This window comes from Pseudomonas sp. DL, assembly GCF_047199225.1.
Classification (GTDB): Bacteria; Pseudomonadota; Gammaproteobacteria; order Pseudomonadales; family Pseudomonadaceae; genus Pseudomonas; species Pseudomonas aeruginosa.
Genome location: NZ_CP178323.1, coordinates 4,010,960 through 4,037,221 on the forward strand (window position 1 = coordinate 4,010,960; position 26,262 = coordinate 4,037,221).

Genomic DNA, 26,262 nt, shown 5'->3' on the forward strand with positions numbered 1-26,262 from the left:
GGAACGCGGCTCAGTAGCCGCGAGCGAAGTCCACCTCGCCACGCATGGCGGTGCCCGCCCAGAAGCGCGCGAGGTTGTCGCGGAACAGTTCGACCATCGCCCCCGGCAGGGTCGGCGCGGCGGTGTGGCCGGTCAGCAAGAGGCGCGGGGTATGCCAGAACAGGTGGTTGGCCGGCAGCGGCTCTTCGCGGCAGACGTCGATCACCGCGCCGGCCAACTGGTTGTTCTCCAGCGCCGCCACCAGGTCGGCGTCCACCACCGCGACGCCACGCCCGGCGTTGATGAACAGCGCCGTGGATTTGAGCCGGGCGAACAGCGCACGGTCGTAGATGTCGTGGGTATCGGGGGTGTCGGGCAGCAGGTTGATCAGGTAGTCGGCCGTCTCCACCAGGCGGCCGAGGTCGTCGAGCGAGCCCATGCGGTTGAACGGCACCAGCGAACGCGGATTCTTCGCCACCCCGGTCAGGTCCATGCCGAAGCCGGACAGGGTATGCGCCACCGCCTGGCCGATCTCCCCGGTACCCACGATCACCGCCTGCCGGCCACGCAACCCGCCAGGCGCGCGGCTATCCCATTGCGAACCGACCTGGCTGGCCAGCCGGCCGAGGAACTGGCGCTCGTGGGCGAGCATGTAGGTCAGCAGGTATTCGCTCATCACCTGGCCGAAGATGCCTACCGCGCGTGTCAGGCTGTAGTCCTTCGGCAGGTCGGCGGCCAGCAGTGGCGTGATGCCCGCCCAGGTCGACTGCACCCAGACCGGATGCACGCCCTGGCGCAGCATCTGCGCCACCAGGTCGGGCTGGCCGAGCCAGATCGAGCACTCGCTGGCGGCGTCGATGAGTTGCAGGGGGTCGTCCCCCGCCACCACCTTCAGGCTGGGGTCGGCCGCCATCAGCAGCGCGGCATAGAGAGCGTGGTCACGTTCGAGAATCAGCAAGCGCATGGGTCACACTGCCAAGCCGGACAAGGGCTGGCGATCAGGCCGGAGAATATTGTTCTTTCATGCATCACGGCTCCTGGAGGGAAGCCCTCGAGAGCAGCAGGATTGGCGCTGGTAGACCACGGTCGCTGCCAGGGGTTCCGCTATCGTGCGACATCTTGCGGACATCATGCACCGAAGGCGCAGCCTTGCACAGAGCGGGTTTCACGTCGTGAAAGTGGCGCCGGTAAGCCGGCGCCAGCGGGGTACGGCTCGCGTCAGAGCGGGTCGTTCATGCGCAGCAACTCTTCCGGGAGATGCTCGATGTACTCTTCTTCGCCCGGCGGCATCTGCAGGTGGAAGCCCTGCTTCTCGATGTTCTCCAGGACCTTGGCGACATCCTCGCGGGCCAGTTGGCGCTCGGGGGTGAGCAGCAGGTCGAAGACATGTTGCGGCGCGCCGAACGGCACCAGCAGGGCCTCGGGCACGCGGCTCAACGCCTCGCGCTTGTCGACGTAGAGGTACATCTCGTTCTTGCGCGGGCTCTTGTAGACGGAACAGATTCGTTTCATGCGCTCTCCAGGGCGTCCAGCAGGGCCTGGCCCATGCGTTCGCGGCGCCAGCCGCGGAGGGAATCGGGCAGTTCGTAGGGACCGTCGGGATAGCCGCTCTTGAGCAGTGCCTCGAGGACTTTCTTGCGCAGCATCAGTTCGGGCGCCATGCCCAGGGTCTCCGCTTCGCGCTGGCCGATGGCGCGCAGGCTCTTGAGCAGCGGGGTGACCTCCGGCGGCAGCGGCTCGGGCAGCGCCTCGGGCCATTCGCTCTGCGGCAGGCGCGCAGCCTGGGCGATCAGTTCGATGAGGAAGTCGCCGTCCTGGCGCACGGTGCGCGGATGCATGTCCTCGATCGCCGCCAGGTCGGTCTTGTTCTTCGGCAGCAGGCGCGCCAGCGGCCACAGGGTGCGTTCGCGCAGCACGTGGTTGCGCGGCCGGTTGCGCAGGCGTGCCTGCTCCTCGCGCCAGGCGCAGAGTTCGCGGAGCACCGCCAGTTGCTGCGGACGCAGCCGCCAACCCAGCTTGACCTCGCGGTAGGCCTCGCGCGGATCGCTCTCGCGGCAGAGGTTGGCGACCAGTTCGGCGCCGTCCTCCAGCAGCCAGGCGCGTTTCTCCTCGCTCAGCCGCGCATCCAGGGCCAGGTAGACCTGGGCGAGGTGCTGGACGTCGTCGGCGGCGTAGCGCATCTGCATCTCGGTGAGCGGCCGTTGCAACCAGTCGGAACGGGTCTCGTCCTTGGGCAGGTCGATGTCCAGCACCTCCTTCACCAGCTTCGAGTAGCCCATCGAATGGGCCATGCCGAGATAGGCGGCGGCCAACTGCGTATCGAACAGCGGCACCGGCAGGCTGCCGGTGAGGCGCAGGAACACCTCGAGGTCTTCGCTGCAGGCATGCAGCACCTTCACCACCCGCTCGTCTTCGAGCAGCTCGGCGAAGGGGCTCCAGTCCTGGATCAGCAGCGGATCGATCAGCCACTCCTGCCGGCCATCGCCCACCTGCACCAGACCGGCCGCGGGATAGAAGGTATCGACGCGCATGAACTCGGTATCGAGCGCGAGGTACGGCTGTGTGCGCCATTCCCGGCATTGCTGCGCCAGGCTGGCATCATCGCGGATCCACTGGATTTCGGGCGCGGTCACGAACATCTCCTTGGTCAAGTGCGGCGCATTATATAGAGCCTGGCGCCATGCGAGCATTCCGCTCGGCACCGCGCTTGCCGATGAGCGTAGCGAATGTCCATACTCCGCCCTTTGTCCGACAATCCGAACAAGGGAACTGCATGAAGAAGCTCAGCGGAATAATCGTCCTCCTGCTGGCTGGCGCGGCTCTTTACCTGGCCCTGAAGACCAGCCCGATCGACCCGCTCGCCTGGGATGCTCCGGCCGCTCCGCAGATGACCGGGGTCCTCGAACCCAACGACACCCTGATGAAGGCCGAGCTGCTTGGCCAGGGCCAGTTGCACGGCCCCGAGGACACCGCCGTGGACAGCCAGGGCCGCGTCTATGCCGGTCTCGCCGACGGCCGCGTGGTACGCCTGGACGCCAGCGGCAAGGTCGAGACCTTCGTCGACACCGGCGGCCGCCCGCTGGGCATGGACTTCGATGCCGCCGGCAACCTGATCCTCGCCGACGCCTGGAAAGGCCTGCTGCGCATCGATCCGCAGGGCAAGGTGGAAACCCTCGCCACCGAGGCCGACGGTGTCCCCTTCGCCTTCACCGACGACCTCGACATCGCCAGCGACGGCCGCATCTACTTCAGCGACGCTTCCAGCAAGTTCCACCAGCCCGACTACATCCTCGACCTGCTCGAGGCCCGACCGCACGGCCGCCTGCTGCGCTACGACCCGTCCACCGGCAAGACCGAGGTGCTGCTCAAGGACCTGTACTTCGCCAATGGCGTGGCACTCTCGGCAAACGAGGACTTCGTACTGGTCAACGAGACCTACCGCTATCGCATCACCCGCTACTGGCTGAAAGGCGAGAAGGCTGGCCAGCACGAGGTGTTCATCGACAACCTGCCGGGCTTGCCGGACAACCTCCAGGGCGACCGCAAGGGTACCTTCTGGGTGGCCCTGCCGACCCCGCGCAAGGCCGACGCCGACTTCCTCCACCGGCATCCCTGGCTGAAGGCGCAGCTGGCCAAGCTGCCGCGCATGTTCCTGCCCAAGCCGACCGCCTACGGGCTGGTCATCGCCATCGACGAACAGGGCAGGATCGTCCGCAGCCTGCACGACACCAGCGGCCACCACCTGCGCATGATCACCTCGGCGAAGCCGGTGGGCGACCAGCTCTACTTCGGCAGCCTGGAAAACGACCGGATCGGTCGCCTGGCGATCCCCTGAAAAAGCCGAGCGTCTAGTCCTGAAGTAGGTTTACACCTTGCTCCATCTAGTTCTCCGGAAAATCGGCATGGGAGGTGTAAACCTTATTCAGGACGGGACAGCGGAAACGAAAAAGCCCCGCATCGCGGGGCTTTTCAATGCTTCGGATCAGGCCGCCGAATCGCTGTCGGCCTTGGCCCGGCGTGGCTTCTTCTTGCCGCCGAGGAGGTGCGAGAACACCGCGTGCAAGTCGCCGGAAGCGTTGTCGCTCTCCAGGTTGAGCTTGCTGTCGATGTGCTCCATGTGGTGCATCATCAGGGTCACCGCGCGCTCCTTGTCGCCCTTCTCGATGGCGTCGAGGATCTCGTTGTGCTCGTCGAACGAGCAGTGCGAGCGACCGCCGCTTTCGTACTGGGCGATGATCAGCGAGGTCTGCGACACCAGGCTGCGCTGGAAACTCACCAGAGGAGCGTTGCGCGCCATCTCGGCAAGCTTCAGGTGGAACTCGCCGGACAGGCGGATGCCGGCGCCCCGGTCGCCACGGGCGAAGCTGGATTGTTCCTGCACCACCATCTCGCGCAACTCGGCCAGACGCTCGGCGGTGGCGTTGTCGGTGGCCAGTTCGGTGATGGCGCGCTCGACTGTGCGGCGGGCGAAAAGGATCTGCCGGGCCTCGTCGATGCTCGGGCTGGCGACCACCGCGCCGCGGTTCGGCCGTAACAGCACCACCTGCTCGTGGGCCAGGCGCGAGAGGGCGCGGCGAATGATGGTGCGGCTGACACCGAATATCTCGCCGAGCGCCTCCTCGCTCAGCTTGGTGCCGGGGGCCAGGCGTTGTTCGAGGATGGCGTCGAAGATGTGGGCGTAGACGATCTCGTCCTGGGTACCGCTGCGGGCAGCCTTGCCGGTGCGCGGTGGCTTCCTGATGTGTTGCAACTGATCGGTCATCGGTCTCGAACCTTGTGCGTCCGGCTTGTGGCCTGGGCTGATCCTCGCTCACGGGCGTGGGTGAGGCACGCCGGCGGCTGATAGCGAAATAGTGTACACAAGCAGCGGCATCCGACGCACCACCCCTTTCCGCCCCTCGTTCCGAGCGCGCGGCACCGCCCGGAAGGGGGCGTGACGGAAAGCTGATAAAAATGTGGCGAAACACCCTCAAACATTCTTTGACCTTTTTGTATACAAAGGCATAATCGCTCGCACGAGTTCTTGACCCAGAGGTCAGAAAATCGTGCCCTCACATCACCTTCGAGCCGCGTCAGGGACCTGGTAACCAACCGGCCCGCAGGACCTAACAACAAGAGCGATGAGGAGTACCTGCTGTGGAAAGCACCAAACAAGAAGAACAAGGGATCTACGCTGCGACACCGCCCGCCACCGGCCTGCTCGAACGCCTGTTCAAGCTCCGCCAGCATGGTACGACGGTCAGGACCGAGCTGGCGGCCGGGCTGACCACCTTCATCACCATGGCCTACATCATCTTCGTCAATCCCAACATCATGGCCGACGCCGGCATCGACCACGGCGCGGCGTTCGTCGCCACGTGCCTGGCGGCCGCCCTCGGCTGCTTCCTGATGGGCCTGTACGCCAACTGGCCGGTGGGCCTGGCGCCGGGAATGGGACTGAACGCCTTCTTCACCTACACCGTGGTCGGCACCATGGGCTACAGCTGGCAGATCGCCCTGGGCGCGGTGTTCATCTCCGGGGTGATGTTCATGCTGCTGACCTTCTCCCGGGTCCGCGAATGGCTGCTCAACAGCATCCCCCGCAGCCTCAGGTTCGCCATGGGTGCGGGAGTCGGCCTGTTCCTCGGCCTGATCGGCCTGAAGACCGCCGGCATCGTGGTGGCCAGCCCGGCGACCCTGATCAAGCTCGGCCACCTCACCTCGCCCGGCCCGCTGCTGGCGGCACTGTGCTTCCTGATGATCGCCGTGCTCGAGTACCGCCGGGTGTTCGGCGGCATCCTCATCAGCATCCTCAGCGTCACCCTGGTCGGCTGGGCCCTCGGCCTGGTGCAGTACGGCGGGGTGTTCTCGGCGCCGCCGAGCCTGGCGCCGACCTTCCTGGCGATGGACATCGCCGGCGCGTTCAACGTCACCATGATCAGCGTGATCCTGGCCTTCCTCTTCGTGCACATGTTCGATACCGCCGGCACTCTCATGGGCGTCGCCCAGCGCGCGCACCTGGTGAAGGAGGACGGGCGCATCGAGAACCTGTCGAAAGCGATGAAGGCCGACAGCGCCTCCAGCGTGTTCGGCGGCATGCTCGGTGTCCCGCCGGTGACCAGTTACGTGGAGAGCGCCGCGGGCGTGGCCGCCGGCGGACGTACCGGGCTCACCGCGGTGGTGGTCGGCGTGCTGTTCGTCGCCGCGATGTTCTTCGCCCCGCTGGCCGGGATGATCCCCGCCTTCGCCACCGCCGGCGCGCTGATCTACGTGGCCATGCTGATGATGGGCGGAATGGCGCACATCGACTGGGACGAGCACACCGAGACCATCCCGGCGATCGTCACGGTGATCATGATGCCGCTGACCTTCTCGGTGGCCGACGGTATCGCCCTGGGCTTCATCACCTACGTCGCGATGAAGGTCCTCACCGGCAAGCACCGCGAAGTCTCGGCCAGCCTCTATGCGTTGTTCGTGATCTTCGTCGCCAAGTTCATCTTCCTCTGACCCGCCCGGATGGCGGATGGCCGCACGCGGCTATCCGCCTCGAACCTGTCGTTGCCCCGCAGGGCTCGCGACGCGCAGCTTCATCCCCCGCCCATTCGTACCCTGCGCCGCATTTCCCTTCCTGCCCACGAGTGGCGGATAACCGGCAACCCTCGGCGCACTCCCCGCGAACGAAAAAAAGCCCGCTCGATGGCGGGCCAGGGAAAAGGACTCGGAGAGTCAGTGTTTCGTGGCACGCACCTAGCTGCCGCGATAGGTCGAATAGCTGTAGGGCGAGATCAGCAGCGGCACGTGGTAGTGATCGTCGGCGGAGGCGATGCCGAAACGCAGCACCACCTGGTCGAGGAAGGCCGGCTCCGGCAATTGCACGCCGCGGGCGCGATAGTAGTCGCCGGCGTTGAACACCAGTTGATAGACCCCGGGACGGAAGTCCTCGCCTTGCAGCACCGGCTGGTCGCAGCGGCCGTCGTGGTTGGTCAGGGTGGTGGCGATCAGTTCCAGTTGCTGGCCTTCTACCCGGTACAGCTCGATCTTGATGCCATGGCCGGGGCAGCCGTGTGCGGAATCCAGTACATGCGTGGTCAAACGTCCCATGGGTTGCGGGCGCCCGCTGGCGGACACCACTCCTCCTCTTGCCTTCGTTCGATGGGGATCGCTCCGGGACCTGCCCGGCGCCGCTCGCTTGCAGCCCGCCAGGGAGCCGCTTGCGAAGCAATATAAGTTATCCTTCGATGAATTGTATACAAAAAACACCGCCACAACCGAAAATGCGGCAGCCGCCCCGAAATCGGGCATTCCTTCCACAAGCCCCACCCCGCAGGGCCTCATTCTTCGCTAACTGACCAGTCGGGCAGGTTTTTTGCTGGATGAATGGCAGGGATCGGCAAGCAGGATTGTATTTACAGACCGCAGGCAAACTTGTATACAATAAATCCATCACGGCATCCCCGGCCCGTCCGGCCCGCCGCCCCATCCACAATAAGGAACACTGCTGTGAGCGCTGACTACCCACGCGACCTGATCGGATACGGCAACAACCCTCCCCACCCTCACTGGCCCGGCGATGCCCGCATCGCCCTGTCCTTCGTGCTCAATTACGAAGAAGGTGGCGAGCGCTGCGTCCTGCATGGCGACAAGGAGTCCGAGGCGTTCCTTTCCGAGATGGTGGCTGCCCAGCCCTTGCAGGGCGTGCGCCACATGAGCATGGAATCGCTCTACGAATACGGCAGCCGCGCCGGGGTCTGGCGCCTGCTCAAGCTGTTCAAGCGACGCAACGTGCCGCTCACCGTGTTCGCCGTGGCCATGGCGGCGCAGCGCAACCCTGAGGTGATCAGGGCGATGGTCGCCGACGGCCACGAAATCTGCAGCCACGGCTACCGCTGGATCGACTACCAGTACATGGACGAGGCCCAGGAGCGCGAGCACATGCTCGAAGCCATCCGCATCCTCACCGAACTCACCGGCCAGCGCCCGGTGGGCTGGTACACCGGACGCACCGGCCCGAACACCCGGCGCCTGGTGATGGAGGAAGGCGGCTTCCTCTATGACTCCGACACCTACGACGACGACCTGCCCTACTGGGACCCGGCCAGCACCGCGGAGAAACCGCACCTGGTGATTCCCTATACCCTGGACACCAACGACATGCGCTTCACCCAGGTGCAGGGCTTCAACAATGGCGAGCAGTTCTTCCAGTACCTGAAGGACGCCTTCGACGTGCTCTACGAAGAAGGCGCAGCGGCGCCGAAGATGCTCTCCATCGGCCTGCATTGCCGGTTGATCGGTCGCCCGGCGCGGATGGCCGCCCTGGAGCGCTTCATCCAGTACGCGCAGAGCCACGACAAGGTCTGGTTCGCCCGCCGCGAAGACATCGCCCGCCATTGGCACCGTGAGCATCCTTTCCAGGAGACCGAGGCATGAGCCGTTTCCAGACCCTGACCCCCGCCTCGCTGTCCCGCGAGGCCTTCGTCGAAGCCTTCGCCGACATCTACGAACACTCCCCCTGGGTCGCCGAGAAGGCCTATGACCTGGGTATCGACGACAACCTCAACGATATCGAGGGCCTGCACCAGCGCATGGCCGACATTCTCCTGTCGGCAAGCCGCGAGGCCCAGTTGGCGCTGATCAACGCCCACCCGGACCTCGCCGGCAAGGCGGCGATCCGTGGCGAACTGACCGCCTCCAGCACCTCCGAGCAGGCCGGCGCCGGGATTCACGAATGCAGCGCCGAGGAGTTCGCCCGCTTCACCGAACTCAACGACGCCTACAAGGCCAGGTTCGGCTTCCCCTTCATCAAGGCGGTGAAGGGCAGCAACCGCCATCAGATCCTGGCGGCCTTCGAGGAACGCATCCAGCACTCCGCCGACGAGGAGTTCGCTACCGCGCTGGCCGAGATCAACAAGATCGCCCTGTTCCGCCTGCAGCAGCTCTGAGGCCTGCGGAGACGAGCATGAACGCCGAACACGCGCCCTTCCGCCACTACCTCGACCTCGCCGACGCGCGCCTGGGCAGCCAGGTGGTCGCCGTCAGCGACGAATGGTTCGCCCCCGCCAGCCGCATGCTGCAGGCCGGCGAACCGGTGTGGAAGGAAGGCGTGTTCGACGACAGCGGCAAGTGGATGGACGGCTGGGAAACCCGCCGCAAGCGCTTCGAGGGCCATGACCAGGCGGTGATCCGCCTGGGTGTGCCGGGCGTGCTGAAGGGCGTCGACATCGACACCCGCTTCTTCACCGGCAACCATCCGCCGGCGGCTTCCCTGGATGGCTGCTTCTGCGCCGAAGGCGACCCGGACGACAGCACGTCCTGGAGCGAAGTGCTGCCGGCGGTGGGGCTGCAGGGCGATAGCCATCACTACCACCCGATAGACGACGAACGTCCCTGGACCCACCTGCGCCTGAACATCTACCCGGACGGCGGTATCGCCCGCCTGCGCCTCTATGGCGTGCCCTACCGCGACTGGAGCAGCCAGCCGCCGGGAACGGCGCTCGACCTGGCCGCAGCGGTCAACGGCGGCCGGGCGCTGGCCTGTTCCGACCAGCATTTCGGACGCATGGGCAACCTGCTCAACCCCGGACGTGCCATCAACATGGGCGACGGCTGGGAAACCGGCCGCCGCCGCACGCCGGGCCACGACTGGGTGATCGTCGCCCTCGGCCATCCCGGCAGCATCGAGGCGGCGGTCGTCGATACCTTGCACTTCAAGGGCAACTATCCGGAAAGCTGCAGCATCCAGGCCGCCTTCGTGGAAGGCGGGAACGAGGCCCGGATCGAGGCGCAGAGCCTCTTCTGGCGCGAGCTGCTGCCAGCGCAGAAGCTGGAAATGCACCAGGAACACCGGTTCGAGCGGCACCTCAACGCCCTCGGCCCGATCACCCATGTACGCCTGAACATCTTTCCCGACGGCGGCGTCAGCCGCCTGCGCCTGTTCGGCAGGCCACAATTACCGTGAGACCCGGGCCCCGCGTGCGTCCGGAATACAACAAACAGAATCGACAGGATCAGTATGCGCACTCTCAAGATCGAGCCGTTGACCAAGGAAGCCTTCGCCCCGTTCGGTGACGTGATCGAAACCGCCGGCAGCGACTATTTCATGATCAACAACGGCTCCACCCGCCGTTATCACAAGCTGGCCACGGTCGAGACCGCGCAGCCGGAAGATAACGCGATCATCAGCATCTTCAGCGCCGAGAAGCTGGAAATGCCGTTGCGCATCCGCATGCTGGAACGCCATCCGCTGGGCAGCCAGGCCTTCATCCCGCTGCTCGGCAACCCCTTTCTGGTCGTGGTCGCGCCACTTGGCGATGTACCTGTACCGGGCCTCGTCCGCGCCTTCCTGACCAACGGAAGGCAGGGCGTCAATTACCACCGCGGCGTCTGGCACCATCCGGTGCTGACGATCGAAAAGCGGGATGACTTCCTGGTGGTCGATCGCAGCGGTTCCGGGAACAACTGCGACGAGCATTTCTTCACCGAGGACGAACAGCTCCTCCTCGACCCCCAATCAAACCAATAAGAGAGGTCCTGCCGCCGGTCCGCCGGCCAGGGCAAGAGGTACAAGACTGTGGAAGCACATCTCATCGAATGGCTGAACCTGCTGGTGCGCTGGATTCACATGATCGTCGGGATCGCGTGGATCGGCGCTTCGTTCTATTTCGTCTGGCTGGAGAACAACCTCAACCGCAGCAACCCGCGTGAAGGCCTGTCCGGAGACCTCTGGGCAATCCACGGTGGCGGCATCTACCACCTGGAGAAGTACAAGCTGGCTCCGCCGAAAATGCCGGAGAACCTGCACTGGTTCAAATGGGAGGCCTACTCCACCTGGATGTCCGGGGTGGTGTTGCTGACCATCGTGTTCTACCTGAACCCGACCCTCTACCTGATCGCCCCCGGCAGCGACCTGGCGCCGGCAGCGGCCATCGCCATCGGCATCGGTTCGCTGGTTTGCGGCTGGTTCGTCTACACCGTCCTCTGCGATTCGGCACTGGGCAAGACCCCTGCCCTGCTCGGCCTGGTCCTGTTCGTCCTGCTGGTCGCCGCCGCCTACGGCCTGACCCAGGTGTTCAGCGGCCGCGGCGCCTACCTGCACGTCGGCGCGATCATCGGCACCATCATGGTCGGCAACGTGTTCAGGGTGATCATGCCGGCCCAGCGCGCGCTGGTGAAAGCCATCGAAGAAAACCGCGAGCCCGATCCGGTGCTGCCGGCCAAGGGCCTGCTGCGCTCCCGGCACAACAACTACTTCACCCTGCCGGTGCTGTTCATCATGATCAGCAACCACTTCCCGAGCACCTACGGCAGCCAGTACAACTGGCTGATCCTGGCCGCCATCGCGGTGCTCGCGGTACTGGTACGCCACTACTTCAACACCCGCCACGAAAGCAACCGCTTCGCCTGGGCACTGCCCGCCGGCGCGCTGGGCATGATCGCCCTGGCCTTCGTCACCACGCCGAACTACCAGCAGGCTTCCGCACCGCTGGCCAGCACCCCGGCGGCGGCACCGGCACAACCGGCGACCGGCGGCGACGCACCAGCCGCGCCCGCCGCGACCCAGGCCTCCAATGCCGGGGCCGCGAGCGGAGCCGACTTCGACAAGGTCCATCACGTGATTCAGGAGCGCTGCACCGTCTGCCACTCGGCGAAACCGACCAGCCAGCTGTTCAGCACCGCGCCAGGCGGGATCATGCTCGACACCCCGCAGCAGATCCAGCAACTGGCACCGAAGATCCAGGCCCAGGCCGTGGCCTCGCAGATCATGCCGCTGGGCAACATCACGCAGATGACCCAGGAAGAACGCAACCTGATCGGCAGCTGGATCGCCAAGGGCGCACAGATCAACTGAGCCTTGGCCGAAAGGCTAAGAACCGCACCTCCGGTTCCCCGCAGCAGAACAACCCTGCTGGCCCTACCCCAAAAGCCCTCTCCATAGAGGGCTTTTGGCCATAACTGGCCATATCTTTCAGCCCCCAACCTCTCCGATAACTCACTTTCCTTCACCCTGGGCCGATGGAACGAAACCGTGCGGCGCTCCACCATTGAAAGCGACCAACCAACCATCGCTATCCGCAGGTACGTGTCGTCTCGTATTTGCCCAGCAAACTTCGCTCGGGTGATCTGTGTGGCCGGGGGACCTGTGCTGCGTCGTGTGATAGTGCGCGCCCCATCTTCGGCTGCCTTGCCAATGAAGAACTGTGCAACTTTTTGGTTGATAACGTTGTGGATAGAACGCTAGGGAACAAATACCCAAAGGGCTCCGAGAGAGTGCGCAACTTTTTGCAAGCGGTGCGCAAAAAGTTGCGCAATTTTCAGTGTTCTTCCCATGAGAATCGCCAGCGAATTTTTGGCTTCCCCCAATAACGCCTTGATGGAAAAGAGTTTCAAGACCAGTGGCACGGTTCTTGTCTAGCACCGATGCCCCCGGCATATCGCCTGGGCACTTTCAACGACAAGGAACGTATCCATGGCAACCCCCGCCTATATGTCCATCACCGGCACCAAGCAGGGCCTGATCACCGCCGGCGCCTTCACCGAGGACTCGGTCGGCAACACCTACCAGGAAGGCCACGAGGACCAGGTGATGGTCCAGGGCTTCAACCACGAAGTGATCATCCCGCGCGACCCGCAGTCCGGCCAGCCGACCGGCCAGCGCGTGCACAAGCCGGTGGTCATCACCAAGGTCTTCGACAAGGCCTCGCCCCTGCTGCTGGCCGCCCTGACCTCCGGCGAGCGCCTGACCAAGGTCGAGATCCAGTGGTACCGCACCTCCGCCGCCGGCACCCAGGAGCACTACTACACCACCGTCCTGGAAGACGCGATCATCGTCGACATCAAGGACTACATGCACAACTGCCAGGACCCGGGCAACGCCCACTTCACCCACCTGGAAGACGTGCACTTCACCTACCGCAAGATCACCTGGACCCACGAAGTCTCCGGCACCTCCGGCTCCGACGACTGGCGCTCGCCGGTCGCAGGGTGAGTTGACAGGCACACCGGTCGTACACCTGTACGGCCGGTTCTCCGTCGAGCCGAAAATGTCCGCTACTTCGCGAAATAGACACCGAGCCAAGACTTTCGGCAGCGGCTGAGCAAGAGTAACGTGGGGCTCGCTTCTCCAACGGATGGGGGAGGAACCGCCCGCCAGGAACAAGGAACGATCCATGCGTCAAAGGGACCTGAAATTCACCTTCGTCGTCGGCGAAGGGAAACTCGCGTTCGATGTCGTCGAGTTCGAACTGGAAGAAGCGCTCTGCGAGCCTTTCCGCCTGAACCTGAAGCTGGCCAGCGACAAGAACGCCATCGATTTCAGGCAGGTACTCGACCAGCCGGGCACCTTCACCCTCTGGCAGGAGGGCCGTCCGGCCCGCTACGTCCATGGCATCGTCAGCCACTTCACCCAGGGCAGCTCGGGTTTTCGCCGGACCCGCTACGAACTGCTGCTGGAACCGCAGTTGGCGCGCCTGGAGCTGTGCTGCAACTGGCGGATATTCCAGGAGAAGAGTGTTCCGGAGATTCTCCAGGCGCTGCTCAAGGAGCACCGGGTGCTCGACTACGAACAGCGTATCTACCACGAGCACCTGCCACGCGAATACTGCGTGCAGGCCGGCGACAGCGATCACTACCTGCACGACCGGCTGGCCTTCGAGGAAGGCCTGGTCTACTACTTCCGCTTCGACGAACACCGCCACACCCTGGTCTGCAGCGACCGGCTCTACGTCCAGGAGCGTATCGTCGGCGGCCCGGTACTGTTCAGCGCCCAGCCGGAGGGCGACAACCCGCAGCCGGTGCTTCATTCTTTCCGCTACAGCGAAAATGTTCGTACGGCTCGACAGACCCAGCGGGACTACAGCTTCAAGCGCCCGACCTACGACCAGGAGCATCATCTCGCTGGCGAGGCGCTCGAGCATCAGGACTCGTCCTACGAGCGCTACGACTACCCCGGTCGCTACAAGCGGAGCGGCGCCGGCCGGCCTTTCAGCGAAAGCCGCCTCAGAGGACATCGGCGCGATGCACGGGTGGCATCGGTCAGCGGCGACGACCCGCGGCTGATCCCGGGCCACGCCTTTGCCCTGGAAGGTCATCCGCGTGCCGACTTCAACGCCTGGTGGCGGCCGGTGCGGGTGGTCCATCGCGGCACCCAGTATGCCGGCCAGGAGGAAGAGTCCGCCGACGCCCCTCTGGGGGTGAGCTACGACCTGCGCGCCGAACTGGTGCCCGAGGACGTCGAATGGCGTCCCGCACCGCTGCCTCGGCCGCGTATCGATGGTCCGCAGATCGCGACGGTAGTCGGCCCGGCAGGGGAAGAGATCCATTGCGACGAGTGGGGACGGGTGAAAGTCCAGTTCCCCTGGGATCGCGAGGGACGTCACGATGAGTTCAGTACCTGCTGGATACGGGTCGCGCAGAACTGGGCGGGTGCCGACTGGGGACACATGGCGATCCCGCGGATTGGCCAGGAGGTGATCGTCGATTACCTGGACGGCGACTGCGACCAGCCGATCGTCACCGGGCGTACCTACCGGGCGACCAACCGGCCGCCCTACGCGCTGCCCGACCACAAGATCCTCAGCACCATCAAGAGCAAGGAGTACAAGGGCAGCCGGGCCAACGAGCTGCGCATCGACGACACCACGGCGCAGATCAGTGCGGCGCTGATGAGCGACCACGGTGCCAGCGCGCTGCACCTGGGCTACCTGACCCATCCTCGGCCCGAAGGCGGCAAGCCGCGCGGCGAGGGCTTCGAACTGCGCACCGACGAACATGGCGCGGTGCGTGCGGCCAAGGGGCTGCTGCTGAGCACCGAGGAGCAGCTCAGGGCCGGCGCCGGCCATCTCGACCGAGGCGTCGTGGTGCAGGTGCTGGAGGCGGCGCTGGAGCTGGCCCGCGAGCTGGGCGACTACGCCGGGGAGCACCAGGGCGTGGGGCACGACGCGGCGCCGCAGCAAACCCTCCAGGAAGCCGTGCGCGACCTCGGCCACGGTGCCAACGACGAGTCCGGCAAGAGCAACGGAGGCAAGCCGGCGATCGCCTTGAGCGGTCCGGCAGGGATCGCTGCGGCGACGCCGGCGAGCCTGACCCTGGCCGCCGGCGAGCACGTCGACAGCGTGGCCCGGCAGAACCAGCAGGTGACCGCCGGGCAGAAGGTGGTGATCAACGCCGGCAGCGACATCGGCCTGTTCGCCCAGGGCGGCGAGCTGCGCCAGATCACCCACCAGGGGCCGATGCTGCTGCAGGCGCAGAAGAACGACATCCGCCTGGAAGCCGAGCAGAGCGTGGAGGTCAGCGCCAGCCAGCAGCACGTGCTGGTCACCGCGAAGGAGCACATCACCCTGATGTGCGGCGGCGCCTACCTGACCCTCAAGGGCGGCAACATCGAGCTGGGCATGCCCGGCAACTTCGTGGTCAAGGCGGCGAAGCACAGTCATGTCGGTCCCGCTCATGCATCGACCAGCTTCAACGCCTGGGATTCGACACCGTTCGATGACCGATATGTCCTGCGCGACGAAGCCACGCTGGAGCCGTTACCCAATATCGCCGTTGAAGTGATACGAGGCGATGGTGGTGTGGTGAAACTGATGACCGACAGCCAGGGCCGTTTACCCAAGCAACAACACCTGGCCATGGACCCGGTGCAGATACGCATCCTGGGCAAGGGCAGTCACAACAGCGACACGGAGTCCAACACATGAGCAGCGAACCGCTCGAGCCGAATCAGGATGTGATCATCCCTCGCTCTCGCGACAGTCTGGGACGGCCTGTCTACAAGGCGCAGTTGACCCGTACCGACAACCAGAGCGAAAAGGTGGCACTGATTCGGCAGACCGCTCCCCTGCCGGTGATCTTCATTCCGGGGATCATGGGAACCAACCTGCGCAACAAGGCAGATAAAAGCGAGGTCTGGAGGCCGCCGAATGGTCTGTGGCCCATGGATGACCTGTTTGCCTCCATCGGTGCGTTGTGGACTTGGGCCTGGAGGGGTCCAAAGGCCCGTCAGGAGCTCCTGAAGGCTGAGCAAGTAGAAGTCGATGACCAGGGTACGATCGATGTCGGTCAATCTGGTTTGTCCGAAGAAGCTGCCCGCCTGCGCGGCTGGGGCAAGGTCATGCGCAGTGCGTATAACCCGGTCATGGGATTAATGGAGAGGCGACTGGATAACATCGTCAGCCGGCGGGAACTCCAGGCATGGTGGAATGACGAAGCCCTCTCTCCTCCTGGAGATCAGGGTGAGGAGCAGGGAAAGGTTGGGCCGATCGATGAAGAGGAATTGCTCAGGGCCAGCCGATACCAGTTCGATGTCTGGTGCGCCGGCTATAACTGGCTACAGTCCAACCGGCAGTCGGCGCTGGATGTACGCGACTACCTCGAGAACACGGTGTTGCCTTTCTACCAGAAGGAGCATGGTCTCGATCCCGAGCAAGTGAGTCGTATGAAAGTCATTCTGGTCACCCATTCGATGGGAGGGCTGGTGGCTCGCGCCCTGACGCAGTTGCACGGCTATGAGCGCGTATTGGGGGTGGTGCATGGCGTACAACCTGCGACAGGTTCCTCGACCATCTACCATCATATGCGCTGTGGCTATGAAGGTATCGCACAGGTCGTGCTGGGGCGAAATGCCGGTGAAGTGACAGCCATTGTCGCCAATTCGGCCGGCGCGCTGGAATTGGCCCCTAGCGCGGAATACCGGGAAGGGCGTCCCTGGCTGTTTCTATGCGACGCGCAGGGGCAGGTGCTCAAGGATATCGATGGAAAGCCTCGGGCTTATCCGCAGAATCAGGACCCTTATGAAGAGATATACAAGAACACTACGTGGTATGGATTGGTGCCTGAGCAAAATTCACAATATCTGGACATGTCAGACAAAAAAGAAGGTTTAAGAGTTGGCCCCCGTGATAACTTTGAAGACTTGATAGATAGCATTGCTAATTTTCATGGTGAATTGTCAGCAGCAGGATATCACTCAGAGACCTATGCCCATTACGGAGCTGACGATAGCCGCCATAGTTGGCGCGACCTGATCTGGAAGGGTGACCCTACCCCTCTGGAGACCCCCGGTGCCACACTCAACGACGATGAGAACGGCACTTACAACAGTTGGTTCCGCCGGGGCTTGCCCACCATAGCGCAGGGTCCGCTGGAGACGGGAAATCCTCTGGACGCTTCCGGTAGCGGAGGTGACGAAACGGTACCGACCGACTCCGGCCAGGCGCCTGCCCTGGCGGGCGTCAAGGCCAGCTTTCGGCATGGCAGCAAGGGCAAGGGACAGGCCAATACCAAACGGGGCTATGAGCACCAGGAGAGTTACAACGATGCTCGTGCTCAATGGGCAGCGCTATATGGGGTGATCAAAATCACCCAGTTGGCGGATTGGCATCCTAATGACAAAGGAGGGACATGATGCATCCCCGTCGGTTGCTTGCTGTACTTGGAGTGGTGGTCTTGACCAGCATGACCAGTTGCACTTCGTTTTCTTCTTCTCGGAGCTCTTCCATGGACAAGACCGGATGGATTACTCATTGCTTTGGTCGCTTTCTGATTGATCTGCCACCTGACGCGGTAATCAATGCCGGATACTACCTATGGGGAGACAGAATTGAGTACTTAGATGATAAACCTACCGAACTGGCAGCCAGGGTTGATCGTCTTGAACAAGAGTGGAGGACTCAGAGACATAAATCCAAAGGTAACATGTTTCTTCGTAAAATTGACTTTGGCAATGAATCAGTAGGTTTATTGTCTTGGTCTTCAGAGGTTGCCTCTAAAACCTATTTATTGGATACCTATGTTACATCTAAGCCTACGTGGCATGCCTATCGTTGGAAAGGGAAAGTTTCGGTAGACAGAGAGCAACATGCTGTGGAGATATCTAGGGCTTTAGCTCGAAATCTACGTTCTCGCGCGCCAAAAGAAATCCCCAGCGAGCCGGGCTTTTGCATCGACCACGCTTATATTGCAGGGGATAGTTTTCAAGTGGAGAGGTTTGGAGTGGGAGTCACTTTCCCTGAGCACCCCGGCGCGCGCTTTGAATTCCGCTCCTCCACGGGAGCTGAGCTAAACAGCCTTCTTGAGCGAGTCGACGGCTTCGTGCAAAACATGCTCTCCACGTTTGCAGGTATGGAAACATTAAGAAAAGGAAAGCATCCTGTCGGGAGCCTTCCCGGAGAGGAGTATCTGGTTGCGGGAAGCGATAAGGGGCAGCGCGGCTATACCTTCATGTGGGAGGTTCAAGGCAAGGAGGAATCGCTAACCGAGCCCAATCTTACTGCGGGACTGGCGGTACTGGAACGCAGCAATGAAAACGGTAAACCACCGCCCCCTGCCTTCAAATCGGATAAAGAAGCATTGGAACTGTGGGACACCATTGTCGATTCGATTCGCGTGCGCCCGACGTCTTCATCGCCACGTGGCGGAAATGCCGGTCCTTCCCCTGCTCCGAAACCCGCTACGCCTGGCGGCCAAACGCTGGGTGATCACTATGTCTACGAGGAATTCCTCTCCAGCCTGAAGCCAAAAGACAGCTGGCTGGACGACCTATAGGAGCAACCCGCGATGGACATCATTCGCCTTGGCGACACCACCAGCCATGGAGGCACGGTGATTGAGGCGTTCGGCCAGACCGACCTCAACGGCAAGCCGATGGCCGGTGTAGGCCACCAAGTGGTTTGTCCCTTGTGCAAGGGAACCTTCCCCATTACCGAAGGTAGCGCCCTGCTGGATGTGAATGGGGTCCCGGTCGCGCTACATGGGATGAAAACAGCTTGTGGTGCCAGCCTGATTGCCAGTGGCCCGTTGGGCGCTGCCGAAAACTGAAAAAGGGGGACGTTCGATATGCCGAAAGACTTCGGCGACCTCCTTCGTGCCTCTCCTATAGAACGCTCAGGAAAACTCCGCCGGCTTCTTGTCCAGCATGACCTGCCCAGAGCCTTGGCACCTTGGCCAGTCTGCCGTTGTGCACTCCAGCAAGCGCTGGCGGCATTCTCTTTGCTCGTTGAGCGTCTCCATTGCCGCCAGGATCTACTGGCGCTCAGATAGCCGGTTGCTCTCGCGCACGTCGCTGCTTGTAGTCGCCAATGCAAGCAGGCGTTCCGCAAAGACCCATGGCTGATCCCGGGCGACAGGGTTCAAGGCCTTGCTGCACCGGGCTTGTGCCCACTGAGGTAGGGGTCGCTGAAAACTCCCAGCGGCTAGAGCACGTCGGCTATCCGACCAATGTCGTACACCGCCGGGCGTCCCGGGGGTAGCCGGCGCCAGTTCTATGGATACAGTGGAAGCAGCTCTGGAAAGCCTGTAGTAGACCGATTGGTCAACTACAAAAAATTACTTTGTATACAAAAAATCGATTGAATCGAGCACACAACGGGGATATAAAACACCCCACCGCATCGCCCTGAAGCCTGGGGTGGATGTTCGGCCAGAAATACCCGGCCGCCGGAACCTGCCTTTTCCGGTGTCCGCCTGCGACTGACAACAATAAAAACGCCTGAGGTGTTGCATGTCCGTGGTAACTGATCGCCGCATCCCCGACTCGCCCGTAGACCAGCGCCTGCCGCTGACGCAGCTGCTGCTGGTGGGCTTCCAGCATGTGCTGCTGATGTACGGTGGCGCCGTCGCCGTGCCTCTGATCGTCGGCCAGGCGGCCGGCCTCTCGCGCGAGGAAATCGCCTTCCTGATCAACGCCGACCTGCTGGTCGCCGGCATCGCCACCCTGGTCCAGTCGCTGGGCATCGGCCCGATGGGCATCCGCATGCCGGTGATGATGGGCGCCAGCTTCGCCGCCGTCGGCAGCATGGTGGCGATGGCCGGGATGCCCGGCGTGGGCATCACCGGGATCTTCGGCGCGACCATCGCCGCCGGTTTCTTCGGCATGCTCATCGCCCCCTTCATGTCGCGCATCGTGCGTTTCTTCCCACCGCTGGTGACCGGCACGGTGATCACCTCGATCGGCATGTGCCTGTTCCCGGTGGCGATCAACTGGGCCGGCGGCGGCAAGGGCGCGGAAGACTTCGGCTCCCTGCACTTCCTGTTCCTCTCCAGCCTGGTGCTCTGCACCATCCTCCTGATCAACCGCTTCATGCGCGGTTTCTGGGTCAACATCTCGGTGCTGATGGGCATGGGCCTGGGCTACGCGATCGCCGGCGGCATGGGCATGGTCGACCTCGGCGGTCTGGCCGAGCGCCCCTGGTTCGACATCGTCACCCCGCTGCACTTCGGTGCGCCGACCTTCGACCTGGCGCCAATCCTGTCGATGTGCCTGGTGGTAGTGATCATCTTCGTCGAGTCCACCGGCATGTTCCTCGCCCTGGGCAAGATCACCGGCCGCGAGATCACCCCGACCGAACTGCGCCGCGGCCTGCTCTGCGACGCCGGCGCCTCGTTCTTCGCCGGTTTCCTGAACACCTTCACCCATTCCTCGTTCGCCCAGAACATCGGCCTGGTGCAGATGACCGGGGTGCGCAGCCGCTACGTCACGGTGGCCGCCGCCGGTTTCCTGATCCTCCTCAGCATGCTGCCCAAGGCCGCCTTCCTGGTCGCCTCGATCCCGCCGGCGGTACTCGGCGGCGCCGGCATCGCCATGTTCGGCATGGTCGCCGCCAGCGGCATCCAGATCCTCCACGAGGCCAACATCACCGACCGCCGCAACCAGTTGCTGGTGGCGGTAAGCATCGGCATGGGCATGGTGCCGGTGGTGCGCCCGGACTTCTTCGCCCGCCTGCCGGTCTGGATGGAGCCGATCACCCATAGCGGCATCGCCATGACCGCGATCTGGGCGGTGGTGCTGAACCTGCTGTTCAACATCCTCAGCCGCAACGACCGCAGCCACTTGTGCGGCAGCCACGCGCCGGCGCCCAAGCACTCCTGACTCCCTGGCGGACCGGCGACACTCCCGGTCCGCCCTTCCCTCGGGCCGGACTTCGTCCGGCTTCTTTTTCTCCGCTCGCGGTCCGCACCACTCAGTCCCGCCGAAGGAAAGGCCCCGCCTTGCGCTCCAGCAGATGCAGCAATTCCGCCTGCATGTAGGCGTAGTCGTCCGGGATATCCAGGCAGACCAGGCGCTTGCCTTTCATCGCCGCGGCGTGCCGGCGCAGCAGCGCCTGCCGGTGGCGGCGCTCCATGACGACGACCAGCGTCGCCCACTCCAGTTGCTCCCGCTCCAGGGGCGTCTCGGCGTCCGCCGCCAGCCCGGCGGAATCGGTCTCGACGCCCGGCCAGTTGGCGAACAGCCGTTCGGCGCTGGGACTACGCAGGCGGTTGCGGCTGCAGATGAACAGGACCCGGTGCATGGGAGGCTTTCCTTTGCTGGCGCGGCAGGTAGCATGACTTCTTCGCCGCGTTTCGGCGTTGCGCCGCGTCGCTTTTCCCGGGACGGGGCAGCGAGCGGTGCGTGCCGGAACACGGTCACCCGGGTGGCATGGGGGAGGAAGCGGCGGATGGCGCCGTTGGTGCCATCGTCCCAGGAGGATACCGTCAGCCGCCGGTCATGCTCATGAAACGCAGCACCTGGACCTGCTCCTGGGCGTCGAAGTGATGCCGCTCCGGCTTCAGGTTCAGCGCCGCCACCAGTGCCGCGCTCAGGCGCTCGCGGTCGCCGGGATGGCTGCGCAGCAGTTCGCGCAGGTCGAGCGCCCCCTCGTGGCCGAGGCAGAGCACCAGCTTGCCCTCGGCGGTGACGCGCACGCGGTTGCAGTCGCCGCAGAAATTATTGCTGTGAGGTGAGATGAAGCCGATCCGGCTGGGCTCGTCGCCGATCTGGTAATACCGCGACGGCCCGCCGCTGCGCGCCAGGCTCGGGGTCAGCGGCCAGCGGCGCTCGATGATCGCGCGGACTTCGTCGCTGGTGCAGAGGGTCAGTTCGCGACGGTGGCTGGTGATGCTGCCCAGCGGCATTTCCTCGATGAAACTGATGTCCAACTGGTTGGCCAGGGCGTACTCGACCAGGTCGAGGATCTCGTCGTCGTTGCGGCCCTTCTGTACCACGCAGTTCAGCTTGATCCGCTCGAAACCGGCTTCGCGCGCCGCCTGGATGCCGTCCAGCACCTGCTCCAGGCGATCGCTACGGGTGAAGGCGGCGAAGCGTTCGCGCTGCAGCGAGTCGAGGCTGACGTTGAGGCGGCGGACGCCGGCGGCCTTCAGCTCGGCGGCGCGCTCGCGCAGTTGCGAACCGTTGGTGGTGATCGCCAGGTCTTCCAGTTCCGCACGCTGCCCCAGGCGTGCCAGCAGGCCGGTGATGCCCTTGCGCACCAGCGGCTCGCCGCCGGTGATACGAATGCGCCGCACGCCGAGGCCGATGAAGGCGTCGGCCACCGCGTAAAGTTCCTCCAGGCTGAGGACCTGGTCGCGGGGAAGGAACTGCATGTCTTCGCTCATGCAGTAGGTGCAGCGGAAGTCGCAGCGATCCGTCACCGACAGGCGCAGGTAGGTGATGCGACGGCCGAAGGGATCGACCAGGCGGGAATCGGACATAGTGACTCGTTCTGTTCCGGGGGCTCGCCCGGCGCTCGGTGGGTGAGTGCGAGCGGGCGACTCGATACCCCTAACGAATACTCCAAATACCGGAAAATGTATAGGGCAAATGAACCGGCGGGTCAGGATTTCCCGGGCCTCCGCCTCGCTCGCACCTTGCTTGAGGGGCGCTCCGGGCGGGTGCTACCATCCTCGGCTTCCTGCCGCCGTTGCAGCAATGAAGAACAAGGACTGATGACCAGCATCCGCGAGCGCAACAAGCGCCTGATCCTCCGCGCCGCCAGCGAGGAATTCGCCGACAAGGGCTTCGCGGCGACCAAGACCAGCGACATCGCCGCCCGCGCCGGCCTGCCCAAGCCCAACGTCTACTACTACTTCCAGTCCAAGGAAAACCTCTATCGCTGCGTGCTGGAAAGCATCGTCGAGCCGCTGCTGCAAGCGTCGGCACCGTTCCGCGTGGAAGACGACCCGCTGCTCGCCCTGCCCGCCTACATCCGCTCGAAGATCCGCATCTCCCGCGAGCTGCCGCATGCCTCCAAGGTCTTCGCCAGCGAGATCATGCACGGCGCGCCGCACCTGCCGAAGGAATACCTCGACGAACTGAACGCCCAGGCCCAGCGCAACGTCACCTGCCTGCAGACCTGGATCGACCGTGGCCAGCTCGCCCCGGTGGACCCGCATCACCTGCTCTTCGCCATCTGGGCGGCGACCCAGACCTATGCCGACTTCGATTGGCAGATTTCCATCGTCACCGGCAAGGAACAGCTCAGCGACGCCGACTACGACGCTGCGGTGGAAACCATCACCCGCCTGGTCCTGAAAGGCTGCACGCCCGACGGGCAATCCGGCAAGAGCACCGGCCGGCTTCGGCCGCTGCCGCTCTGACCCGCCGCGGCGCGCTCAATCACGTGCCGCCCCCGCCCCAGCGCCGGCTTCGCACCGAGCGGCGTGACGCGGTATTCGACCCGCGGCGGCAGCTCCGCATACACCTCGCCTGGACGCTATCGGCGGAGTTGCTCGAGCGCGGTATCCGGGTCAACGCCCTGAACCCGGGACCGACCCGGACGCCAGCGCTGGACAAAGCCGCTACCGATGTCGAGGCCACCCAGGCGCTGAGGGAGAAGATTGGCCGGGACGCCTGGGGGAGCCGCTGGAGATCGCCAGTGCCGCGCTATTCCTGGCCTCGAACGAGCCCCGCTGCAGGTATGGCACGGAGAGCCTGGTGGATGGCGGCGTACGCCACCTGAAGAAGGGAGCGAAGGCCCGGTCCTGGTGAGCGGGCCGCAAGCTCAACCGGCGTCGGGCACCAGCCCGACCGCCAGCACGCCCTGGATCGCGCATTGCTCGTCGATATCCGAGGTATCGCCGCTGATACCGACCGCGCCGACCACCTCTGCCTTGTCGTTGCGAATCAACACCCCGCCCGGCGCCGGAACCAGATTGCCATGGGCCAGGGTGTTCACCGCAGAAATGAACGAAGGCCGCTGCTGTGCATCCGCCGCCAGCAGCCGCGACGACTTGCCCAGGGCCACGGCGCCCCAGGCCTTGCCGATGGCGATCTGCGGTCGCAGCATGCTGGCGCCGTCCTCGCGCTGCAGCGCCACCAGGTGGCCGCCAGCATCGAGCACCGCGATGGTCAGGGGCGCGGTGGACAGCTCGCGCCCCACCGCCAGCGCCTGGCGGGTAATGCCCAGCGCGGTTTCCAGACTGATGGTGGTCATGGTCGTTCCTCTCGAGTTGTTAAGGCTAGAAATCGGGAAACCACCCGCTATGCGGGCGCGTTCGAAATTTGTACCCAATCTAGTAGCCGACCGGCCCTACGAAAGCAACATTCCAGAACAATATGAATATAATTTTGTATACATTTTTTCAAACGCTGGTTTTATAAGCCTGCTAACAAGCATTACAACTAATTGTTTTTATTATGAAAAAATGGATTTCAGCGGCTTTTTCAAGCGTATACAACCCATCTTGACCTTGCGCTCCCCCTCTGCCTAGAATCGTTCCAACTTTTGTACACAATTAGTATAAGAACGAGGAACAAAACGATGGCCAGAATGAGAGCAATCGAAGCCGCCGTACTGGTGATGCGCCGCGAAGGCATGGATACCGCGTTCGGCGTCCCCGGTGCCGCGATCAACCCCATGTACGCCGCGCTGAAGAAGATCGGCGGCATCGACCATGTCCTGGCCCGTCACGTCGAAGGCGCCTCGCACATGGCCGAGGGCTACACCCGTACCAAGGCCGGCAACATCGGCGTCTGCATCGGCACCTCCGGCCCTGCCGGCACCGACATGATCACCGGCCTCTACTCCGCCTCCGCCGACTCCATCCCGATTCTCTGCATTACCGGCCAGGCACCGCGCGCCCGCCTGCACAAGGAAGACTTCCAGGCGGTCGACATCTCCAGCATCGCCGCGCCGGTGGCCAAGTGGGCGACCACCGTGCTGGAACCGGCCCAGGTCCCCTATGTATTCCAGAAGGCCTTCCAGCTGATGCGCAGCGACCGGCCCGGCCCGGTACTGATCGACCTGCCGTTCGACGTACAGATGGCCGAGATCGAGTTCGACATCGACGCCTACGAGCCCCTCCCGGTGAGCAAGCCGAAGGCCACCCGGGTCCAGGCCGAGAAGGTCCTGGCCATGCTCGACGAAGCCGAGCGCCCGCTGCTGGTGGCCGGCGGCGGCATCTTCAACGCCGACGCCGCCGAGCGCTTCCGCGAATTCGCCGAGCTGACCGGCATCCCGGTGATCCCGACCCTGATGGGCTGGGGCGTAATCCCCGACGACCACCCGCAGATGGCCGGCATGGTCGGCCTGCAGACCTCGCACCGCTACGGCAACGCCACCCTGCTGGAGTCCGACCTGGTGCTCGGCATCGGCAACCGCTGGGCCAACCGCCACACCGGCAGCGTCGAGGTCTATACCGAAGGTCGCCGCTTCATCCATGTCGACATCGAACCGACCCAGATCGGCCGGGTGTTCATGCCCGACCTGGGCATCGTCTCCGACGCCGGCGCCGCCCTCGACGCATTCCTCGAAGTGGCCCGCGAATGGAAGGCCGCCGGCAAGCTGAAGTCGCGCGCCGCCTGGCTGGAAAGCTGCCAGCAGCGCAAACGCACGCTGCAGCGCAAGACCCACTTCGACAACGTGCCGGTGAAACCGCAGCGCGTCTACGAAGAGATGAACGAGTTCTTCGGCAAGGATGCCTGCTACGTCAGCACCATCGGCCTGTCGCAGATCGCCGGCGCACAGTTCCTCCATGTCTACCAACCGCGCCACTGGATCAACTGCGGCCAGGCCGGCCCGCTGGGCTGGACCATTCCCGCCGCGCTGGGGGTGGTCAAGGCCGACCCGAGCCGCCAGGTGGTGGCGCTCTCCGGCGACTACGACTTCCAGTTCATGATCGAGGAACTGGCGGTCGGCGCGCAGTTCAAGCTGCCCTATATCCACGTACTGGTGAACAACTCCTACCTGGGCCTGATCCGCCAGGCGCAGCGCGGCTTCGACATGGACTATTGCGTGCAGCTGGCCTTCGACAACATCAACGCCCCCGAGCTGGAAGGCTACGGCGTCGACCACGTCGCGGTGGTCGAGGGCCTGGGCTGCAAGGCGATCCGGGTGTTCGACCCGAACGAGATCGGCGCCGCCCTGGCCAAGGCCCGCGAACTGATGCAACAGCACCAGGTGCCGGTGGTGGTCGAGGTGATCCTGGAGCGCGTCACCAACATCTCCATGGGTACCGAGATCAACGCCATCAACGAGTTCGAGGAACTGGCCGAGAAAGGCGCCGACGCGCCGACCGCCATCTCGCTGCTCGACTGATCGCCGTCCTTTCCCGGAG

The 26,262-nt window shown here is 64.0% G+C and carries 23 protein-coding genes; 15 read left to right on the forward strand and 8 right to left on the reverse strand.

Annotated elements, in window-relative coordinates:
- Positions 1–10: 10 nt before the first annotated feature.
- The 3 genes from ACI766_RS18605 to rnd all read right to left on the reverse strand — a co-directional run bounded on the left by ACI766_RS18605 (position 11) and on the right by rnd (position 2,612).
- On the reverse strand, positions 11–943 hold the full coding sequence (locus tag ACI766_RS18605; protein WP_015503252.1) for a D-2-hydroxyacid dehydrogenase: 933 nt from the start codon (positions 941–943) through the stop codon (positions 11–13).
- A 254-nt stretch (positions 944–1,197) separates the two neighbouring features.
- Positions 1,198–1,491: a YcgL domain-containing protein gene (locus tag ACI766_RS18610; protein ID WP_003082651.1), complete on the reverse strand. Its 294-nt coding sequence runs from the start codon at positions 1,489–1,491 to the stop codon at positions 1,198–1,200.
- Positions 1,488–2,612, reverse strand: coding sequence for a ribonuclease D (rnd, locus tag ACI766_RS18615; protein ID WP_003100123.1), 1,125 nt, complete (start codon positions 2,610–2,612; stop codon positions 1,488–1,490). Before rnd ends, ACI766_RS18610 begins: the two co-directional genes overlap by 4 nt.
- 140 nt (positions 2,613–2,752) lie before the next feature.
- On the opposite strand from rnd, the gene ACI766_RS18620 reads away from it, so the two are divergent.
- Positions 2,753–3,814 carry an SMP-30/gluconolactonase/LRE family protein gene (locus ACI766_RS18620; protein WP_003082649.1) on the forward strand — a complete coding sequence of 354 codons (1,062 nt, stop codon included), beginning with the start codon at positions 2,753–2,755 and terminating at the stop codon, positions 3,812–3,814.
- Between the two features lie 147 nt (positions 3,815–3,961).
- On the opposite strand, the gene ACI766_RS18625 is transcribed toward ACI766_RS18620, so the two are convergent.
- The gene (locus ACI766_RS18625) at positions 3,962–4,741 is read right to left on the reverse strand and encodes a GntR family transcriptional regulator (RefSeq protein ID WP_003083340.1); all 780 of its coding nucleotides are present in this window, start codon (positions 4,739–4,741) and stop codon (positions 3,962–3,964) included.
- Positions 4,742–5,115: 374 nt separating this feature from the next.
- Between ACI766_RS18625 and ACI766_RS18630 the strand changes: the two genes are divergently transcribed.
- Complete coding sequence (locus ACI766_RS18630; protein ID WP_003087209.1) at positions 5,116–6,465, forward strand: NCS2 family permease; 1,350 nt, start codon at positions 5,116–5,118, stop codon at positions 6,463–6,465.
- 240 nt (positions 6,466–6,705) lie between these two features.
- Here the strand turns inward: ACI766_RS18630 and uraH are convergent, their stop codons facing one another.
- On the reverse strand, positions 6,706–7,086 hold the full coding sequence (uraH, locus tag ACI766_RS18635) for a hydroxyisourate hydrolase (protein WP_003087207.1): 381 nt from the start codon (positions 7,084–7,086) through the stop codon (positions 6,706–6,708).
- Positions 7,087–7,458: 372 nt separating this feature from the next.
- Here uraH and puuE point away from each other — a divergent pair, with 372 nt between their 5' ends.
- From puuE to ACI766_RS18690, 11 genes are all read left to right on the forward strand, one after another.
- Positions 7,459–8,385, forward strand: a complete 927-nt coding sequence (gene puuE / locus ACI766_RS18640) for an allantoinase PuuE (RefSeq protein WP_014603105.1) — start codon at positions 7,459–7,461, stop codon at positions 8,383–8,385.
- Positions 8,382–8,897: a 2-oxo-4-hydroxy-4-carboxy-5-ureidoimidazoline decarboxylase gene (gene uraD, locus ACI766_RS18645; RefSeq protein ID WP_014603106.1), complete on the forward strand. Its 516-nt coding sequence runs from the start codon at positions 8,382–8,384 to the stop codon at positions 8,895–8,897. The genes puuE and uraD overlap by 4 nt, the downstream gene beginning before the upstream one ends.
- Before the next feature lie 17 nt (positions 8,898–8,914).
- Positions 8,915–9,913, forward strand: a complete 999-nt coding sequence (alc, locus tag ACI766_RS18650) for an allantoicase (protein ID WP_003083331.1) — start codon at positions 8,915–8,917, stop codon at positions 9,911–9,913.
- A gap of 54 nt (positions 9,914–9,967) precedes the next feature.
- Entirely contained in the window at positions 9,968–10,477 is a 510-nt protein-coding gene (locus ACI766_RS18655) for an ureidoglycolate lyase (RefSeq protein ID WP_003083329.1), read from the forward strand.
- A 48-nt stretch (positions 10,478–10,525) separates the two neighbouring features.
- A complete protein-coding gene (locus ACI766_RS18660; RefSeq protein ID WP_003122923.1) occupies positions 10,526–11,803 on the forward strand; it encodes a urate hydroxylase PuuD in 1,278 nt (425 codons plus the stop codon).
- Positions 11,804–12,421: 618 nt separating this feature from the next.
- A complete protein-coding gene (locus ACI766_RS18665) occupies positions 12,422–12,940 on the forward strand; it encodes an Hcp family type VI secretion system effector (RefSeq protein ID WP_003083317.1) in 519 nt (172 codons plus the stop codon).
- A 181-nt stretch (positions 12,941–13,121) separates the two neighbouring features.
- The gene (locus ACI766_RS18670) at positions 13,122–15,650 is read left to right on the forward strand and encodes a type VI secretion system Vgr family protein (RefSeq protein WP_023086426.1); all 2,529 of its coding nucleotides are present in this window, start codon (positions 13,122–13,124) and stop codon (positions 15,648–15,650) included.
- On the forward strand, positions 15,647–17,356 hold the full coding sequence (locus tag ACI766_RS18675; protein ID WP_023086427.1) for an esterase/lipase family protein: 1,710 nt from the start codon (positions 15,647–15,649) through the stop codon (positions 17,354–17,356). The genes ACI766_RS18670 and ACI766_RS18675 overlap by 4 nt, the downstream gene beginning before the upstream one ends.
- Positions 17,353–18,495, forward strand: a complete 1,143-nt coding sequence (locus tag ACI766_RS18680; RefSeq protein ID WP_031628198.1) for a T6SS immunity protein Tli4 family protein — start codon at positions 17,353–17,355, stop codon at positions 18,493–18,495. Before ACI766_RS18675 ends, ACI766_RS18680 begins: the two co-directional genes overlap by 4 nt.
- A 12-nt stretch (positions 18,496–18,507) precedes the next feature.
- On the forward strand, positions 18,508–18,768 hold the full coding sequence (locus ACI766_RS18685) for a PAAR domain-containing protein (RefSeq protein ID WP_003083211.1): 261 nt from the start codon (positions 18,508–18,510) through the stop codon (positions 18,766–18,768).
- Positions 18,769–19,450: 682 nt separating this feature from the next.
- On the forward strand, positions 19,451–20,818 hold the full coding sequence (locus ACI766_RS18690) for a nucleobase:cation symporter-2 family protein (protein ID WP_003083208.1): 1,368 nt from the start codon (positions 19,451–19,453) through the stop codon (positions 20,816–20,818).
- A 91-nt stretch (positions 20,819–20,909) separates the two neighbouring features.
- On the opposite strand, the gene ACI766_RS18695 is transcribed toward ACI766_RS18690, so the two are convergent.
- Complete coding sequence (locus tag ACI766_RS18695; protein ID WP_003145009.1) at positions 20,910–21,239, reverse strand: low molecular weight protein tyrosine phosphatase family protein; 330 nt, start codon at positions 21,237–21,239, stop codon at positions 20,910–20,912.
- Positions 21,240–21,423: 184 nt separating this feature from the next.
- Positions 21,424–22,419 carry a GTP 3',8-cyclase MoaA gene (gene moaA / locus ACI766_RS18700; protein ID WP_003083204.1) on the reverse strand — a complete coding sequence of 332 codons (996 nt, stop codon included), beginning with the start codon at positions 22,417–22,419 and terminating at the stop codon, positions 21,424–21,426.
- Positions 22,420–22,653: 234 nt separating this feature from the next.
- Here moaA and ACI766_RS18705 point away from each other — a divergent pair, with 234 nt between their 5' ends.
- Complete coding sequence (locus ACI766_RS18705) at positions 22,654–23,304, forward strand: TetR/AcrR family transcriptional regulator (RefSeq protein WP_003083201.1); 651 nt, start codon at positions 22,654–22,656, stop codon at positions 23,302–23,304.
- Positions 23,305–23,708: 404 nt separating this feature from the next.
- Here ACI766_RS18705 and ACI766_RS18710 read toward each other — a convergent pair whose 3' ends face one another.
- On the reverse strand, positions 23,709–24,140 hold the full coding sequence (locus ACI766_RS18710) for a GlcG/HbpS family heme-binding protein (RefSeq protein WP_003083199.1): 432 nt from the start codon (positions 24,138–24,140) through the stop codon (positions 23,709–23,711).
- A gap of 327 nt (positions 24,141–24,467) precedes the next feature.
- On the opposite strand from ACI766_RS18710, the gene gcl reads away from it, so the two are divergent.
- Complete coding sequence (gene gcl / locus ACI766_RS18715) at positions 24,468–26,243, forward strand: glyoxylate carboligase (protein WP_023086429.1); 1,776 nt, start codon at positions 24,468–24,470, stop codon at positions 26,241–26,243.
- Positions 26,244–26,262: the final 19 nt, after the last annotated feature.